The organism is Staphylococcus sp. FSL W8-0305, assembly GCF_037966415.1.
Lineage (GTDB): Bacteria > Bacillota > Bacilli > Staphylococcales > Staphylococcaceae > Staphylococcus > Staphylococcus aureus.
Window position 1 is genome coordinate 1,508,271 of record NZ_CP150198.1, and the last position, 16,553, is coordinate 1,524,823.

Here is a 16,553-nt window from a genome sequence, read left to right on the forward strand (position 1 = left end):
TTTCTTGATGTTTTATGAATGAAGAGCAAACGACAATGCTTCATGTACAGTAGTTACACCTATTACTTGTATACCTTCAGGATATGTCCATCCGCCTATATTATTTTTAGGAATAATTACACGTTTGAAACCTAGTTTTGCAGCCTCTTGCACGCGTTGTTCTATCCGAGATACACGACGTACCTCACCTGTTAAACCAACTTCTCCAATATAGCAATCTAATCCGTCGACAGCTTTATCTTTAAAGCTAGACGCAGTTGCTACAATTACACTTAAATCAACTGCTGGCTCCGTTAACTTTACACCGCCAGCTACTTTGATATAAGCATCTTGTTGTTGTAATAGATAATTTTCTTTCTTTTCCAAAACAGCCATCAACAAACTTAATCGATTGTGATCAATCCCTGTTGCCATTCGTCTCGGATTGTTAAAAGTCGTTGGAGTTACCAGCGCTTGAACTTCTATTAAAAGTGGTCTAGTTCCCTCCATGGTTGCAACAATTGTTGAACCTGGAACATTTGTTGAACGTTCTTCTAAAAACATTTCAGATGGATTATTTACACCTTTTAATCCACTTTGCTTCATTTCGAAGATTCCCATTTCATTCGTTGAACCAAAACGGTTTTTAACAGCTCGCAAAATTCGATATGCGTGGTGTTCATCGCCTTCAAAATAAAGTACAGTATCAACCATGTGTTCTAGCAATCTTGGGCCAGCAATTTGACCTTCTTTCGTTACATGACCCACTATAAAAGTTGCAATGTTCATTTGTTTAGCAATATTCATTAAACTTTGTGTACTTTCACGAACTTGTGAAACAGAACCTGGCGCAGAGCTGATTTCAGGATGATATATTGTTTGAATCGAATCCACTACTAGTAAATCAGGTTGTTCCTCTTTTACTGTTTGATAAATAACTTCAAGATCTGTTTCAGCTAATACTTGCAATTCACTTGAATCTTCATCTAATCGCTCTGCACGTAATTTAGTCTGACTAAGCGATTCTTCTCCAGTAATATATAGTACTTTTTTCTTTTGAGATAACGATGCACAAATTTGTAAAAGTAACGTTGACTTACCAATACCTGGATCCCCACCAATAAGTACTAACGATCCGCTCACAATACCTCCACCTAATACACGGTTAAATTCTGCTGAATCTGTTAACACTCTCGGCGTTGTTTCATGTTTAATACTATTTAATTTTTGTACTTTACCTACTAATTCCTTGGTTTTCACTCCATGTTTAGGATTGGCTGCTTTTTCAACAATTTCCTCCATTTGATTCCAAGCGCCACAATTAGGACATTTCCCCATCCATTTAGGAGATTGATAACCACAAGCCATACATTCAAAAATCACTTTTTTCTTGGCCAAAATTGCACCTCCACTTTCCTTTGAACAAATCTATTTTAAACGCACATTCCCATTATGACAAATTAAATGTGAGTTACATTTGTTTGTATTTTAACATGACTACTAACGCAAACTGTTTTATCATATTTATTTTTTATGAATATTATAAAATAAACTTACATCATGTTGATAGTAGGTATCTTTCAAAGATAAAATCTTAATAATTTCTTAGTAAACTCTTTTCTCTAGATTTATCACAATATTATATAGACCTATTTTATTTTGACGTAAGTTGCTAGTATCTTCAAACAAAAAACCTTTATAAAAATTCATACCTTTTTACTATCGCTGTATGCTCATTAACTTGTTTCATATAATTCTTAACTATCCTTTGATGATTATTTTATTAGGTTGTTTCGTTGGTGGATACTTTCACGAATTTCTATAGTTCAATGCTACTAAAAAACAGCCCAAAACTTTAATTTGTTTTGGACTGTTTTATAATTATGCTTGCGATGGTGTTTTAGTTTCTGAAGTTTGTTCAGCAATGTCATATTTAAACTCTTTACCATCATGATCTACTGTAACTTTCTTACCTTCAATTTGATTACCATCTAATATTAATTCACTTAAATTATCTTCGATAGTTTTTTGTATCGCTCTAATTAATGGTCTTGCACCATATTCTGGATCATATCCTTCTTCTGCGATTTTATCTTTCGCTTTATCAGTAACAATAATATTTATGTTTTGTTCGGATAATCGATTTGTTAATTTATTAACCATCATAGTTACAATTTCTTTTAATTCTTCTTTTGTTAGTTTATGGAATACAATGATATCATCTACACGGTTTAAAAATTCTGGACGGAATGAATTTTTTAATTCTTTTAACATCGTTTTTCGAATTGTTTCATAATCTTGTCCATCACTTGAACCACCGAATCCAGCAAATCGTTGATCTTGTAATTCTTGTGCTCCAACGTTTGATGTCATTATGATAATTGTATTTCTGAAATCAACTGTACGTCCTTTTGTATCTGTCAAATGTCCGTCATCTAAAACTTGTAATAGAATATTAAATACATCTGGATGTGCTTTTTCAATTTCATCAAATAAAATTACAGAATATGGTTTACGTCTAACTTTTTCAGTTAATTGTCCACCATCATCATGACCAACATATCCTGGAGGAGCACCAACTAATCGGCTCACTGCGTGTTTTTCCATAAATTCACTCATGTCTACACGGATCATCGCATCATCATCGCCAAACATTGATTCAGCTAAAGCTCTAGCTAATTCAGTTTTACCAACACCAGTTGGTCCAAGGAAGATAAAGCTACCAATTGGTCGTTTAGGATCTTTTAACCCTGCACGGGCACGTCTAACCGCTTTACTGATTGAATTAACAGCATCTTTTTGCCCAATAACTCTCTCATGTAATGTATCTTCTAGACTAAGAAGTTTTTCAGATTCTGTTTCGTTGATTTTAGTTAATGGGATACCTGTCCATCCTGCAATGACTTCAGCAATATCTTCTTCTGACAATGAAGTTGACATGCCATTTTGTGCGTTCTTCCATTCATTTTTAGCTTCTTCATATTGCTTTTCAAGTTTTGTTTGTTTATCACGCAGATTAGCAGCATTTTCAAACTCTTGAGCATGTACTGCGGCATCTTTTTCATTTTTAACTTTTTCAATTTCTTGTTCAATTTCTTTTAAATTATTAGGTGTCGTATGACTCTTAAGTCTTACTTTAGAACTTGCTTCATCAATTAAATCAATTGCTTTATCTGGTAAGAAACGATCTGAAACATATCTGTTACTTAATTTAACAGCTGCTTCAATAGCTTCGTCTGAAATATTAATACGATGGTGTGCTTCGTAACGATCTCTTAATCCTTTTAAAATAGCAACTGTATCTACTACTGAAGGTTCATCAACTTGTACAGGTTGGAAACGACGTTCTAAAGCCGCGTCTTTTTCAATATTTTTGCGATATTCATCTAATGTAGTAGCACCAATACATTGTAATTCACCACGTGCTAATGCCGGTTTCAAAATATTCGAAGCATCGATAGCACCTTCAGCACCACCAGCACCAACTAAAGTATGCAATTCATCAATAAATAGGATGACATTACCTGCTTGTTGGATTTCTTCCATAACCTTTTTCAGACGCTCTTCAAATTCACCACGATATTTAGTACCTGCAACTACTGTTCCCATATCTAAAGACATAACACGCTTATCTTTTAATGTCTCTGGTACCTCATTATTCACTATGGCTTGCGCTAAACCTTCAGCAATAGCAGTTTTACCAACACCTGGCTCTCCAATAAGCACAGGATTGTTTTTCGTACGTCTACTTAATACTTCAATTACACGTGTAATTTCTTTATCACGTCCTATAACAGGATCTAATGTACCGTCTTTGGCAATGACTGTTAAGTCACGAGCTAAACTATCTAAAGTTGGAGTATTATTTGACTTACTAGCTTGTGCATTTTTATTACTCATTTCAGGGTTTCCTAAAGCTTTCACAACTTGTGCACGTGCTTTAGTAATATTTAAATCTAGATTTGCAAAAACTCTTGCTGCAACACCTTCATTCTCACGAATCAAGCCTAATAAAATATGTTCCGTTCCAACAAAATTGTGATGTAATTTTCTAGCTTCATCCATCGATAATTCAATGACTTTTTTAGCTCTAGGTGTATAATGCAATGTACCAACATGATCTTGACCATGTCCGATTAATTTTTCAACTTCTTCAATTACTTTATCTTCAGTGATATTAAAACTTTCTAATACTTTTGCAGCAATTCCTTCAGGTTCTTTCATTAACCCCAATAATAGGTGTTCTGTTCCTATATTTGAATGATTTAAACGAATTGCTTCTTCTTGTGCATGTGCTAATACGCGCTGTGCACGTTCAGTTAATCTACCAAATAACATAAATAATGACCTCCTACTTTATATGTTCTCTTAGTATATCTGCTCGTTTTTCTTTTACAGATTTGTCATCTTCTTCATCTAATAAAAATGGTGACTGTATAGCTACCATCAATTCATTAAATTTAAAGTTTTGTAATTCAATGTAATTTAAATCTATACCAAGTTTAACTTCGCTTAATCTATAAGAAGCCTCTTCCATAGTTATCATTCTACAGTTTTGTAAAATACCTAGCGAGCGAAAAACACGGTCTTGTGTTTCTAGTTGATTATAAGTGTCTAACTTTTGTCGTATTTGTTTTTCTTCATGAATGATTTGATTAACAACTTCTGTTAATGTTTCTATGATTTCTAACTCAGATTTACCAAGTGTAAGTTGGTTGGATACTTGATAAGTATGTCCATAAACTTGCGAACCTTCACCGTAAATACCTCTGATTGTATATCCAAAACGATTAATGGTTTGAGCAATCCGTGTCATTCTTTTCATAATAGATAGACCTGGTAAATGTAGCATCACGCTTGCTCTCATACCAGTACCTATATTGGTAGGACATGTAGTTAAATAACCAAGTTGTTCATCATAACTTATATCAAGGCTTCGATCTAATTCATCATCAATTGATGAAGCTTGATTATATAAAGCCTGTAATGTCGTGTCAGTTCCCATAGCTTGAATACGAATATGGTCCTCTTCATTTATCATGACACTTAAAGATTCATCATCATTCACTAATACTGCGGCTGCTGGTTGTTTTATTAGTTCAGGGCTAATCAAATGCTTTGCAACCATTTTCATTTTACTTTGTTGATCCATTTGATCAAGACGCATTAATTCAAAATTTGGCAAGGCATCTTGTACCTCATTTATAACTCTAAATCCATCATTTTCAGTAGCATACATTAGTGGATGCACATGATTTTCTAAATTACGCGCTAACCGAATTCTAGAAGACATAACAATTGGTGTTTCTTCATTACTTTTCATCCATTGGCTGATATTATCATGAATATTATGCGTCATCATGTTGCACCTCACTCTCAGCTTTTAGTGCTTTAATTTCATCTCTAACAATGGCTGCTTCCTCAAAATCTTGGATTTCAACAAGTTTTTTCAAATATTCATTCTTTTCTTCGATTTTTCGCTTTAAAGCTATCTTTTTATGTGAAGAATGTGGTGTCTTTCCAACGTGCTCAAATTGTCCACCTTGAACTCTGCGGACGATATCAATGATGTCATCTTTAAATGTTGCATAACAATTAGCACACCCAAATTTACCAACATGTGCAATATCTTTCAAAGTCATGTGACATGATGGGCAACGTTTTTCTTCTTTAAACGCTACTTCTTGAAAATTGATGCCATGTTTCGTAGCTAAATGTTGTAAAATTTGCTTAACAACAAATGCTTCTTCGAAATTATCTTGATGTTCTTGATATTCAGGTTGTTCATTAGCTTGATTCCACGGATGGTGCCCCTCAGCACAAGTTTGACACACCATTTTTTCTTCTGTTTTATTTTTACTTGTAACTTTAACTTTTAATTCCGCTTCATTAAGTTGACAATTTTCACAAAGCACTTCAACACCTCATTTCATTTAGTAATAATTTATAACTGGTAACAAACGTTTTAAAATATTTGCTCTAATAATATCTCTAGAAACCATATCCATTGATAGCGTTTCTCTATCAATAACTGCTTGAATCATTTTAGCTTCACGTTCATTTATTAACATTTTATCTAAAAGCCCATCAATAATATAATAAGCTTGTTGTTGAGAAATAGAAGGTCCAATCAGCTGAAGCAAATGATTAATATAACCTGTTGCATCTTTATTTTCAATTTTAGTGATTCGGATGTAACCACCACCACCACGTTTACTTTCGATTTCATAACCATGTTCATTAGTGAATCGTGTTTTGATTACATAGTTTAACTGTGATGGTACGCAATCAAAACGCTGTGCGATATTCGCTCTCTGAATTTCAACGACATCCTCATTCGACTCTTCAAATAAACGTTTGATGTATTGTTCTATGATGTCAGACATATTGTGCATGTATATCACCCCTTTTTGACCTTCTTTGACTATATTATATGACCTATTTTGACCTTTTTCAATTAATTTGTTTTTATATTTTCAAAAATTTATGATGTTAGCCCTTCCATTTTATTGTATGATAGATTGTAGAAAAAACTAAAGGAATGAGAAATATATGCATATTCTAATTGGGATTATCGGAATTATCTTCTTTTTAGCACTTGCGTTTCTATTTAGCTCAGACAGGAAAAATATTCGCTGGAAATATGTAGGAATTTTACTTGCAATTCAGCTTATCTTTGCATTTATCTTGCTTAAAACTACAATGGGAATCAAGGTTATTGGTGGTATTTCGAACGGTTTTAACTACTTATTATTAAAAGCTGCAGATGGTGTTAACTTTGTATTCGGTGGTATTCAATATATCGATCCTAAGCAACCACCATTCTTCTTCAGTGTATTATTACCTATCGTATTTATTTCAGCGATTATCGGTATCCTTCAATACACAAAGATTTTACCTTTAATCATTAATGTTTTAGGATTCTTAATTTCTAAAATTAATGGTATGGGACGTTTAGAATCATACAATGCAGTTGCTGCAGCAATTTTGGGACAATCTGAAGTATTTATTTCAATTAAAAAACAATTACCATACATACCTAAGCAACGTTTATACACATTAACAGCTTCAGCAATGTCGACTGTTTCTGCTTCAATTATCGGTGCATACTTTACCTTAATTGAACCTAAATATGTTGTAACGGCTGTTGTCTTAAACTTATTTGGTGGTTTTATCATCGCTTCAATTATTAACCCTTATAAAGTTAATGAAGAAGATGACAAATTATTAGTTGAAGAAACTGAAGAAAGACAACAATCATTCTTTGAAATGCTAGGAGAATATATTTTAGATGGATTTAAAGTAGCTGTCATTGTAGGCGCAATGCTAATCGGTTACATTGCCATTATCGCTCTATTAAATGGAATTGTAAGCAATATCTTTAGTACAGTTTCAGGTGGCGCTATTTCTTGGGATTTCCAAACATTAATTGGTTTTGTCTTTGCACCATTTGCATTCTTAGTAGGTGTGCCATGGCAAGATGCAGTTCAAGCCGGTTCAGTTATGGCAACAAAACTATTATCTAACGAATTTGTAGCAATGCAAGCACTTGGTAAACTTAGTGATTTATCTGAACACGCAAAAGGTGTTACATCTGTATTCTTAGTATCATTTGCTAACTTTAGCTCTATTGGTATTATTTCAGGTGCGATTAAATCACTTAATGACAAAAAAGGAGATACAGTTGCCCGCTTTGGTTTGAAATTATTATTCGGTGCAACACTAGTATCTTTCATTTCAGCTGCAATCGCTGGATTCTTTATTTAACAAATACATCAACATCGAATTAACCCCTTCAAAATTTTGACTATTCTCAGTCTCTTTGAAGGGTTTTTTCTTATGTATATCTTTATCTTTTATCATTTTTAATTTTGACATAAAAAATAACTCCTCCAAAGCTAAGTTTGAAGGAGTAATTTTCTTCTCAACAAATCTATAAATATCAATAATTCGTTGATTTAGCATACATTAAGCTATGCTTTTTTTACAATATGATTAATAAAGTAATCAGTTACTCTATAGTCATCTGTTAATTCAGGATGGAATGATACGCCTAAATATTTACCTTGCTGGACAGCTACAATTTTCTCATTAACCTTACATAGGATATCTACGCCTTGACCTACTTTTTCAATATGTGGCGCTCTTATAAAGACACCTTCAATATCTGTAGCGATACCTTTAATATCTAATTCTGTTTCAAAGCTGTCAACTTGTCTACCGAATGAGTTTCGTTGTACAGTAATATTCAACTTGTTAAGGTATCCTTCTTCACCAACTATATCTTGCGCTAGAACTATTAATCCTGCGCATGTACCAAACATAGGTAAAGTTGAATTTTGTAAAGCCTCTTTAAATCCATATAAATTCATTAATCGACGTAACGTTGTAGACTCGCCACCAGGTAATATTAAGCCCTCGATTTCTTCTAATTGTTCAACTTTTTTAACTGCAATACCTTCATGACCACTTAATTCAATATGTCTAATATGTTCACATACTGCACCTTGTAATGCTAATACACCTATTTTCATATCTTACCAACCACGCTCTTGCATACGTTCTTCTAATGATAATTGATTGATATCTAAACCTTTCATAGCAGTGCCAAGTTCACTTGCTAATCTTCCAATTAGTTCATAGTCTTGGTAATGTGTTGTTGCTTGAACAATTGCTTTAGCAAATTTTTCTGGATCTTCTGATTTAAAAATACCTGATCCAACGAATACACCATCGGCACCTAATTCCATCATTAAAGCAGCATCTTGAGGAGTCGCAACGCCACCAGCTGCAAAGTTAACTACCGGTAAACGACCATTGTCTTTAATTTGTTTTAAAATTTCATAAGGCGCACCGATATCTTTCGCGAAAGTCATAATCTCATCATCATTCATTACAGTCAATCGACTAACTTCTGAATTAACTTGTCTCATATGTCTTACAGCTTCAACAATATTACCTGTACCTGGTTCACCTTTAGTACGTAACATAGCAGCACCTTCACCAATTCTACGCGCAGCTTCACCTAAATTACGACATCCACATACAAATGGTACTGTAAATTGATCTTTTCTTAAGTGATATTCCTCATCTGCTGGTGTTAACACTTCTGATTCATCAATATAGTCAACACCCATCGCCTCTAATACTCTTGCTTCAGTGATATGACCAATACGTGCTTTAGCCATGACTGGAATAGAAACAGCATTCATTACTTCTTCTACAATTTTAGGGTTTGCCATACGTGCAACGCCACCAGCAGCTCTAATATCAGAAGGTACTCGTTCTAATGCCATAACTGCTACCGCGCCAGCTTCTTCTGCAATTCTTGCTTGCTCAGCATTAACGACATCCATAATAACGCCGCCTTTTTGCATTTCAGCCATACCTCTTTTGACTCTGTCTGATCCAATAATTTTACTCATTATACATAAAACCCCTTTTCAAGTTGATTAAATACATTGTAATGTATAAACTGATATTTAAAAAGGTACAAAATAAGACAAATTTAGGAGGTCAGTTATAAAATTGAAAAACACTTTATACCATCAACTTTATGAAAAATTAAAAAAACAAATAATTGAAGGTCAATTTAAAGAAGGTGATAAATTTTATTCTAAAAGACAATTAAGCAAACATTTATCTATCAGCCAAACAACCGTAGAACATGCATATCAACTTCTATTAGATGAAGGTTACATTTATTCAAGACCTCGCTCTGGATATTTTGTGTCCGAAATTGAATCTTTAACAATTTTAAACAATCAACCTATCCCTTCTCTTTTTGATGATGATTCATATAAACCAAAAGCGAGTGATGAAGCTTATGATTATGCTTTTAATTTGGATGAAATAGATACGAAACATTTCCCTATAGAACTTTTCAGAAAGTATTCCAAAGATCTTTATGATACAAATCATTTAAATCAATTACGTAGAGGACACTTTCAAGGAGAATTACATTTGCGGTTTCAACTGGCATTTTATTTATTTACTAATCGTGGCGTAATTTGTGATCCTAATCAAATTATAATTGGTTCATCTACCGAACAATTAGTAAATCAATTAGTCGATTTACTTTATACTTCAACGTTTATTATCGAAAAACCTAGTTATCCACCAATCAAAAATATTTTAGATAAAAAACAAGTTGAATATGAACAAATTGAAGTTGAAGATAATGGAATAAACGTAGATGAAGTTATTAAATCACAAAAAAATATAGTATATATAACGCCTTCCCATCAATTTCCAACTGGATATGTAATGGATTTAAAAAAACGAACTCAATTAATACAATGGGCTCAAGAAAAAGAAGAACGATTTATTATAGAAGATGATTATGATTCCGAGTTTAGATATTTCGGTAAACCTATTCCAGCAATTCAAGGTCTATATTCAAGAGGAGAAAAAGTGATTTATATCAGTACATTTTCAAAGTCTATTTTTCCTAGCTGTCGTGTTGCATATATGGTGTTACCCTATTCTATAATGAAAAAATATCATTCTCAAAATCACATTGAAGGCAACACTGTACCTGTTCATATGCAAAACCTTATTGCAACGTTTATATCTTCCGGTGGTTTTGAAAGGCATTTAAATAAAATGAGACGAATTTATCGTAGAAAACTAACCTATATTTTAAAAAGATTAAAACCATACAAAGAGCAACTTGATATTCAAGGTGCTGAAACAGGTATGCATTTTACAATTACAGTAAAAAATGGATTAACATTACAAGAGTGTCTTGATAGAGCAAATAAAGTAAAGTTAAAATTACAAGTTTATAATTTTGATGATGACCAAGACTATAAGAAAACCCCTAAATTTATATTAGGCTTTGGCGGTATAGACGATGATGCTTTAAAACCGCATGTAGACGCTCTAATAAAATCATTAATTATAAAGTAACACTTCTTTGACAAAAGTTAGTGTTACTTATGCAATAGCTTGTCTATTGTATAATAATTAATTTCCTTTTTGTATCTCGATTTAAAAGATATTAAACATAAAACCTAAAAACAGCAGTAAGATGATTTATGATTAAAAACTATCTTACTGCTGTTCACTTTCTATAATACTTCTGAATGTCTTCACTTATACTTCTAGTTACAGATTTAGACAATCGAAAATGCACATTATTAAATTATCATTTCCAAAACTCAATGCGGCTCATCGCATCCATTTTTTTGCCTGGCAACGTTCTACTCTAGCGGAACGTAAGTTGGCTACCATCGTCGCTAAGAACCTTTCTTGACTTGTGACAATCGCTTGCTTCTTTCCTCTCCTTCGGCTCTCGCTTACTCATTTAGCTCTACTAAACTCGTTACGCTCTTTTCTTGTTTCGTCAGATTCAAACGTTTTCACTTCGCCAAGCCATTTTTCTTTGTGTTAACTTTTATTTTGACGTTTTAGACATAAAAAAAAAGAGACCTTGCGGTCTCAATGTGAAATGCTCCCTTCAAAGTAGACATTGAAAAAATGAAAACTTTGAAGGGAGCTTTATTTATGTCAATAAAACCTAAAGTAGACATAGATGTACTGCTATATATGTTTCAAGAATATGAAAAAGGCGTGTCGTTTCAATACTTAATCGATACATTACAATTAGATATTAATGTCAATACTTTGTATCCTAAGTATAAATATTATAAAACCCATGGTATTGAAACACTACTTACACAAAAACAATACAATCACTATTCAAAGGAACTAAAATTAAAAGTTGTAAATGAATATTTGAATTCAAATCAATCAACCCAAGACATCGCAATCAAATACAATATTCGTAGTTCGACACAAGTCAAAAATTGGATAAAAATGTATACTGTAGGAAAAGAGATTAAGAATCAATCTCCTAAAACTGGGGTGTATATCATGAAAGCAAGAAAAACCACATTTGAAGAACGTGTAACAATTGTTGAATATTACTTGAATCATAAACAATCTTATAGAGAAGTTGCAGAACACTTTAATATCTCATACGGTCAAATTTACCAGTGGGTTCATAAGTATCAAGCACATGGTAAAAATGGATTAGTAGATGGCAGAGGCAAAGGAAAACCCAAATCTATGATGACGCCAGAAGAACAAAAAGAAGCTGAAATTCAAGCATTAAAAGCACAAAATCGATTATTAGAGATGGAAAATGACGTTTTAAAAAAGTTTCAAGCATTGGAAAGAGAGATGATTCAAAGAGAAAACAAATCACGGCATACAAAACGATCGAAGCGTTAAAACATCAATACCCTATCCAACGCTTGTGTCGTATTTTAGGCATTTCTAGAGCGAGTTATTATAAGTGGGTACATTATCAATCGAGTGAACTTGAATTAGAGAATGAACAGCTTAAGCGAGAAATAGAATCAATCTATCATAAGTATAATGGTATTTATGGCTATCGTCGCATTTATATCTATATTCGCTTAAAACTAGGTAAACAAGTAAACCGAAAGCGAATTTATCGTTTGATGAAAGAACTTAATTTAAAAGCAGTAATACGTCAAAAGCGAAAACCTTATCGACGTTCAACGCCACAAATCACATCAGAAAATAAGCTTAATCGACAATTTGACATTGATACGCCAAATAAAGTTTGGTTAACAGATGTAACAGAATTTAAAATCAAAGAAGGTAGTAAGATATATTTGAGTGCCATTTATGACTTAGGTGCTAAACGTATTGTTAGTTATGAGCTAGGCCCTTCTAACAATAATCAATTAGTATTTAAAACATTCAATCAAGCGATAGAAAAAGTAGAAAATACCAAAGGTATTTTATTTCATAGTGACCGAGGTTTTCAATATACATCGAAAACATTTAAACATATGTTGGATGAATGTGGCATGATTCAAAGTATGTCACGTGTTAGCAAATGTATCGATAACGGTCCAATGGAAGGTGTATGGGGTACAATAAAAAGTGAAATTTTTAGAGGAAATAAGCACTTTAAATTTAATAGTGTAGAAGAAGCTACAAAAACAATTCATGATTTTATTCTTTTCTTTAATCATGAAAGAATTACATTAAAAATGGCTGATTCTGTATAACAACAAAACCAACCATTAATTTTAATTATTTAATTGTCTACTAGACTGGGTGCAGTTCAATGCGGCTCATCGCATCCATTTTTTTGCCTGGCAACGTTCTACTCTAGCGGAACGTAAGTTGGCTACCATCGTCGCTAAGAACCTTTCTTGACTTGTGACAATCGCTTGCTTCTTTCCTCTCCTTCAGCTCTCGCTTACTCATTTAGCTCTACTAAACTCGTTACGCTCTTTTTTTGTTTCGTCAGATTCAAACGTTTTCACTTCGCCAAGCCATTTTTCTTTGTGTTAACTTTTATTTTGACGTTTTAGACATAAAAAAAAGAGACCTTGCGGTCTCAATGCGGCTCATCGCATCCATTTTTTTGCCTGGCAACGTTCTACTCTAGCGGAACGTAAGTTCGACTACCATCGACGCTAAGGAGCTTAACTTCTGTGTTCGGCATGGGAACAGGTGTGACCTCCTTGCTATAGTCACCAGACATATGAATGTAGATTATACATTCAAAACTAGATAGTAAGTAAAAGTGATTTTGCTTCGCAAAACATTTATTTTGATTAAGTCTTCGATCGATTAGTATTCGTCAGCTCCACATGTCACCATGCTTCCACCTCGAACCTATTAACCTCATCATCTTTGAGGGATCTTATAACCGAAGTTGGGAAATCTCATCTTGAGGGGGGCTTCATGCTTAGATGCTTTCAGCACTTATCCCGTCCACACATAGCTACCCAGCTATGCCGTTGGCACGACAACTGGTACACCAGAGGTATGTCCATCCCGGTCCTCTCGTACTAAGGACAGCTCCTCTCAAATTTCCTACGCCCACGACGGATAGGGACCGAACTGTCTCACGACGTTCTGAACCCAGCTCGCGTACCGCTTTAATGGGCGAACAGCCCAACCCTTGGGACCGACTACAGCCCCAGGATGCGATGAGCCGACATCGAGGTGCCAAACCTCCCCGTCGATGTGAACTCTTGGGGGAGATAAGCCTGTTATCCCCGGGGTAGCTTTTATCCGTTGAGCGATGGCCCTTCCATGCGGAACCACCGGATCACTAAGTCCGTCTTTCGACCCTGCTCGACTTGTAGGTCTCGCAGTCAAGCTCCCTTATGCCTTTACACTCTATGAATGATTTCCAACCATTCTGAGGGAACCTTTGAGCGCCTCCGTTACCTTTTAGGAGGCGACCGCCCCAGTCAAACTGCCCGCCTGACACTGTCTCCCACCACGATAAGTGGTGCGGGTTAGAAAGCCAACACAGCTAGGGTAGTATCCCACCAGCGCCTCCACGTAAGCTAGCGCTCACGTTTCAAAGGCTCCTACCTATCCTGTACAAGCTGTGCCGAATTTCAATATCAGGCTACAGTAAAGCTCCACGGGGTCTTTCCGTCCTGTCGCGGGTAACCTGCATCTTCACAGGTACTATGATTTCACCGAGTCTCTCGTTGAGACAGTGCCCAAATCGTTACGCCTTTCGTGCGGGTCGGAACTTACCCGACAAGGAATTTCGCTACCTTAGGACCGTTATAGTTACGGCCGCCGTTTACTGGGGCTTCGATTCGTAGCTTCGCAGAAGCTAACCACTCCTCTTAACCTTCCAGCACCGGGCAGGCGTCAGCCCCTATACATCACCTTACGGTTTAGCAGAGACCTGTGTTTTTGATAAACAGTCGCTTGGGCCTATTCACTGCGGCTCTTCTGGGCGTTAACCCTAAAGAGCACCCCTTCTCCCGAAGTTACGGGGTCATTTTGCCGAGTTCCTTAACGAGAGTTCGCTCGCTCACCTTAGAATTCTCATCTTGACTACCTGTGTCGGTTTGCGGTACGGGCACCTATTTTCTATCTAGAGGCTTTTCTCGGCAGTGTGAAATCAACGACTCGAAGACACAATGTCTTCTCCCCATCACAGCTCAGCCTTAATGAGTACCGGATTTGCCTAATACTCAGCCTTACTGCTTAGACGTGCAATCCAATCGCACGCTTCGCCTATCCTACTGCGTCCCCCCATCGATTAAAACGATTATAGGTGGTACAGGAATATCAACCTGTTATCCATCGCCTACGCCTGTCGGCCTCAGCTTAGGACCCGACTAACCCAGAGCGGACGAGCCTTCCTCTGGAAACCTTAGTCAATCGGTGGACGGGATTCTCACCCGTCTTTCGCTACTCACACCGGCATTCTCACTTCTAAGCGCTCCACATGTCCTTACGATCATGCTTCAACGCCCTTAGAACGCTCTCCTACCATTGTCCAAAGGACAATCCACAGCTTCGGTAATATGTTTAGCCCCGGTACATTTTCGGCGCAGTGTCACTCGACTAGTGAGCTATTACGCACTCTTTAAATGATGGCTGCTTCTAAGCCAACATCCTAGTTGTCTGGGCAACGCCACATCCTTTTCCACTTAACATATATTTTGGGACCTTAGCTGGTGGTCTGGGCTGTTTCCCTTTCGAACACGGACCTTATCACCCATGTTCTGACTCCCAAGTTAAATTAATTGGCATTCGGAGTTTGTCTGAATTCGGTAACCCGAGAGGGGCCCCTCGTCCAAACAGTGCTCTACCTCCAATAATCATCACTTGAGGCTAGCCCTAAAGCTATTTCGGAGAGAACCAGCTATCTCCAGGTTCGATTGGAATTTCTCCGCTACCCTCAGTTCATCCGCTCACTTTTCAACGTAAGTCGGTTCGGTCCTCCATTCAGTGTTACCTGAACTTCAACCTGACCAAGGGTAGATCACCTGGTTTCGGGTCTACGACCAAATACTAAACGCCCTATTCAGACTCGCTTTCGCTACGGCTCCACATTTACTGCTTAACCTTGCATCAAATCGTAACTCGCCGGTTCATTCTACAAAAGGCACGCCATCACCCATTAACGGGCTCTGACTACTTGTAAGCACACGGTTTCAGGTTCTATTTCACTCCCCTTCCGGGGTGCTTTTCACCTTTCCCTCACGGTACTGGTTCACTATCGGTCACTAGAGAGTATTTAGCCTTAGGAGATGGTCCTCCCAGATTCCGACGGAATTTCACGTGCTCCGTCGTACTCAGGATCCACTCAAGAGAGACAACATTTTCGACTACAGGATTATTACCTTCTTTGATTCATCTTTCCAGATGATTCGTCTAATGTCGTCCTTTGTAACTCCGTATAGAGTGTCCTACAACCCCAACAAGCAAGCTTGTTGGTTTGGGCTCTTCCCGTTTCGCTCGCCGCTACTAAGGGAATCGAATTTTCTTTCTCTTCCTCCGGGTACTAAGATGTTTCAGTTCTCCGGGTGTGCCTTCTGATATGCTATGTATTCACATATCGATAACATGACATAACTCATGCTGGGTTTCCCCATTCGGAAATCTCTGGATCAAAGCTTACTTACAGCTCCCCAAAGCATATCGTCGTTAGTAACGTCCTTCATCGGCTTCTAGTGCCAAGGCATCCACCGTGCGCCCTTAATAACTTAATCTATGTTTCCATCCTACAGGAAACGCGTTATTAATCTTGTGAGTGTTCTTTC

At 36.1% G+C, this 16,553-nt stretch carries 10 protein-coding genes and 2 rRNA genes; 3 read left to right on the plus strand and 9 right to left on the minus strand.

Annotated elements, in window-relative coordinates; all coding sequences use genetic code 11:
• Positions 1-12 precede the first annotated feature (12 nt).
• The 5 genes from radA to NST10_RS07465 form a co-directional block, all read right to left on the minus strand.
• Positions 13-1,377: a DNA repair protein RadA gene (radA, locus tag NST10_RS07445; protein WP_001085222.1), complete on the minus strand. Its 1,365-nt coding sequence runs from the start codon at positions 1,375-1,377 to the stop codon at positions 13-15.
• Between the two features lie 483 nt (positions 1,378-1,860).
• Positions 1,861-4,317, minus strand: coding sequence for an ATP-dependent Clp protease ATP-binding subunit (locus NST10_RS07450; RefSeq protein ID WP_000897132.1), 2,457 nt, complete (start codon positions 4,315-4,317; stop codon positions 1,861-1,863).
• 13 nt (positions 4,318-4,330) lie between these two features.
• Positions 4,331-5,338: a protein arginine kinase gene (locus NST10_RS07455; RefSeq protein ID WP_000149503.1), complete on the minus strand. Its 1,008-nt coding sequence runs from the start codon at positions 5,336-5,338 to the stop codon at positions 4,331-4,333.
• Positions 5,328-5,894: a UvrB/UvrC motif-containing protein gene (locus NST10_RS07460; RefSeq protein ID WP_000882071.1), complete on the minus strand. Its 567-nt coding sequence runs from the start codon at positions 5,892-5,894 to the stop codon at positions 5,328-5,330. The genes NST10_RS07455 and NST10_RS07460 overlap by 11 nt, the downstream gene beginning before the upstream one ends.
• An 18-nt stretch (positions 5,895-5,912) precedes the next feature.
• Positions 5,913-6,374 (minus strand): CtsR family transcriptional regulator, encoded by a 462-nt coding sequence (locus NST10_RS07465; protein ID WP_000551762.1) that lies wholly within the window; start codon positions 6,372-6,374, stop codon positions 5,913-5,915.
• Positions 6,375-6,531: 157 nt separating this feature from the next.
• Between NST10_RS07465 and NST10_RS07470 the strand changes: the two genes are divergently transcribed.
• Positions 6,532-7,746: a NupC/NupG family nucleoside CNT transporter gene (locus NST10_RS07470; protein WP_000547794.1), complete on the plus strand. Its 1,215-nt coding sequence runs from the start codon at positions 6,532-6,534 to the stop codon at positions 7,744-7,746.
• 206 nt (positions 7,747-7,952) lie between these two features.
• Here the strand turns inward: NST10_RS07470 and pdxT are convergent, their stop codons facing one another.
• Both pdxT and pdxS read right to left on the minus strand, forming a co-directional pair.
• On the minus strand, positions 7,953-8,513 hold the full coding sequence (gene pdxT / locus NST10_RS07475) for a pyridoxal 5'-phosphate synthase glutaminase subunit PdxT (protein WP_064138212.1): 561 nt from the start codon (positions 8,511-8,513) through the stop codon (positions 7,953-7,955).
• Positions 8,514-8,516: 3 nt separating this feature from the next.
• On the minus strand, positions 8,517-9,404 hold the full coding sequence (pdxS, locus tag NST10_RS07480) for a pyridoxal 5'-phosphate synthase lyase subunit PdxS (RefSeq protein ID WP_000034728.1): 888 nt from the start codon (positions 9,402-9,404) through the stop codon (positions 8,517-8,519).
• 103 nt (positions 9,405-9,507) lie between these two features.
• Between pdxS and NST10_RS07485 the strand changes: the two genes are divergently transcribed.
• Both NST10_RS07485 and NST10_RS07490 read left to right on the plus strand, forming a co-directional pair.
• Positions 9,508-10,890 carry a PLP-dependent aminotransferase family protein gene (locus NST10_RS07485; RefSeq protein ID WP_000799248.1) on the plus strand — a complete coding sequence of 461 codons (1,383 nt, stop codon included), beginning with the start codon at positions 9,508-9,510 and terminating at the stop codon, positions 10,888-10,890.
• Between the two features lie 570 nt (positions 10,891-11,460).
• A protein-coding gene (locus NST10_RS07490; RefSeq protein ID WP_094409958.1) for an IS3-like element ISSau2 family transposase occupies positions 11,461-13,028 on the plus strand; the annotation gives its coding sequence in 2 pieces (ribosomal slippage) (positions 11,461-12,136 and positions 12,136-13,028; 1,569 coding nt in all).
• A 364-nt stretch (positions 13,029-13,392) separates the two neighbouring features.
• Here NST10_RS07490 and rrf read toward each other — a convergent pair.
• A 5S ribosomal RNA gene (gene rrf, locus NST10_RS07495) occupies positions 13,393-13,507 on the minus strand.
• Between the two features lie 72 nt (positions 13,508-13,579).
• A 23S ribosomal RNA gene (locus NST10_RS07500) occupies positions 13,580-16,502 on the minus strand.
• Positions 16,503-16,553: the final 51 nt, after the last annotated feature.

Bases quoted from the DNA above. Each gene is read 5' to 3' on its own strand.
- NST10_RS07450 (WP_000897132.1), bottom strand. From the start codon at position 4,317: ATGTTATTTGGTAGATTAACTGAACGTGCACAGCGCGTATTAGCACAT.
- NST10_RS07455 (WP_000149503.1), bottom strand. From the start codon at position 5,338: ATGACGCATAATATTCATGATAATATCAGCCAATGGATGAAAAGTAAT.
- NST10_RS07465 (WP_000551762.1), bottom strand. From the start codon at position 6,374: ATGCACAATATGTCTGACATCATAGAACAATACATCAAACGTTTATTT.
- NST10_RS07470 (WP_000547794.1), top strand. From the start codon at position 6,532: ATGCATATTCTAATTGGGATTATCGGAATTATCTTCTTTTTAGCACTT.
- pdxT (WP_064138212.1), bottom strand. From the start codon at position 8,513: ATGAAAATAGGTGTATTAGCATTACAAGGTGCAGTATGTGAACATATT.
- pdxS (WP_000034728.1), bottom strand. From the start codon at position 9,404: ATGAGTAAAATTATTGGATCAGACAGAGTCAAAAGAGGTATGGCTGAA.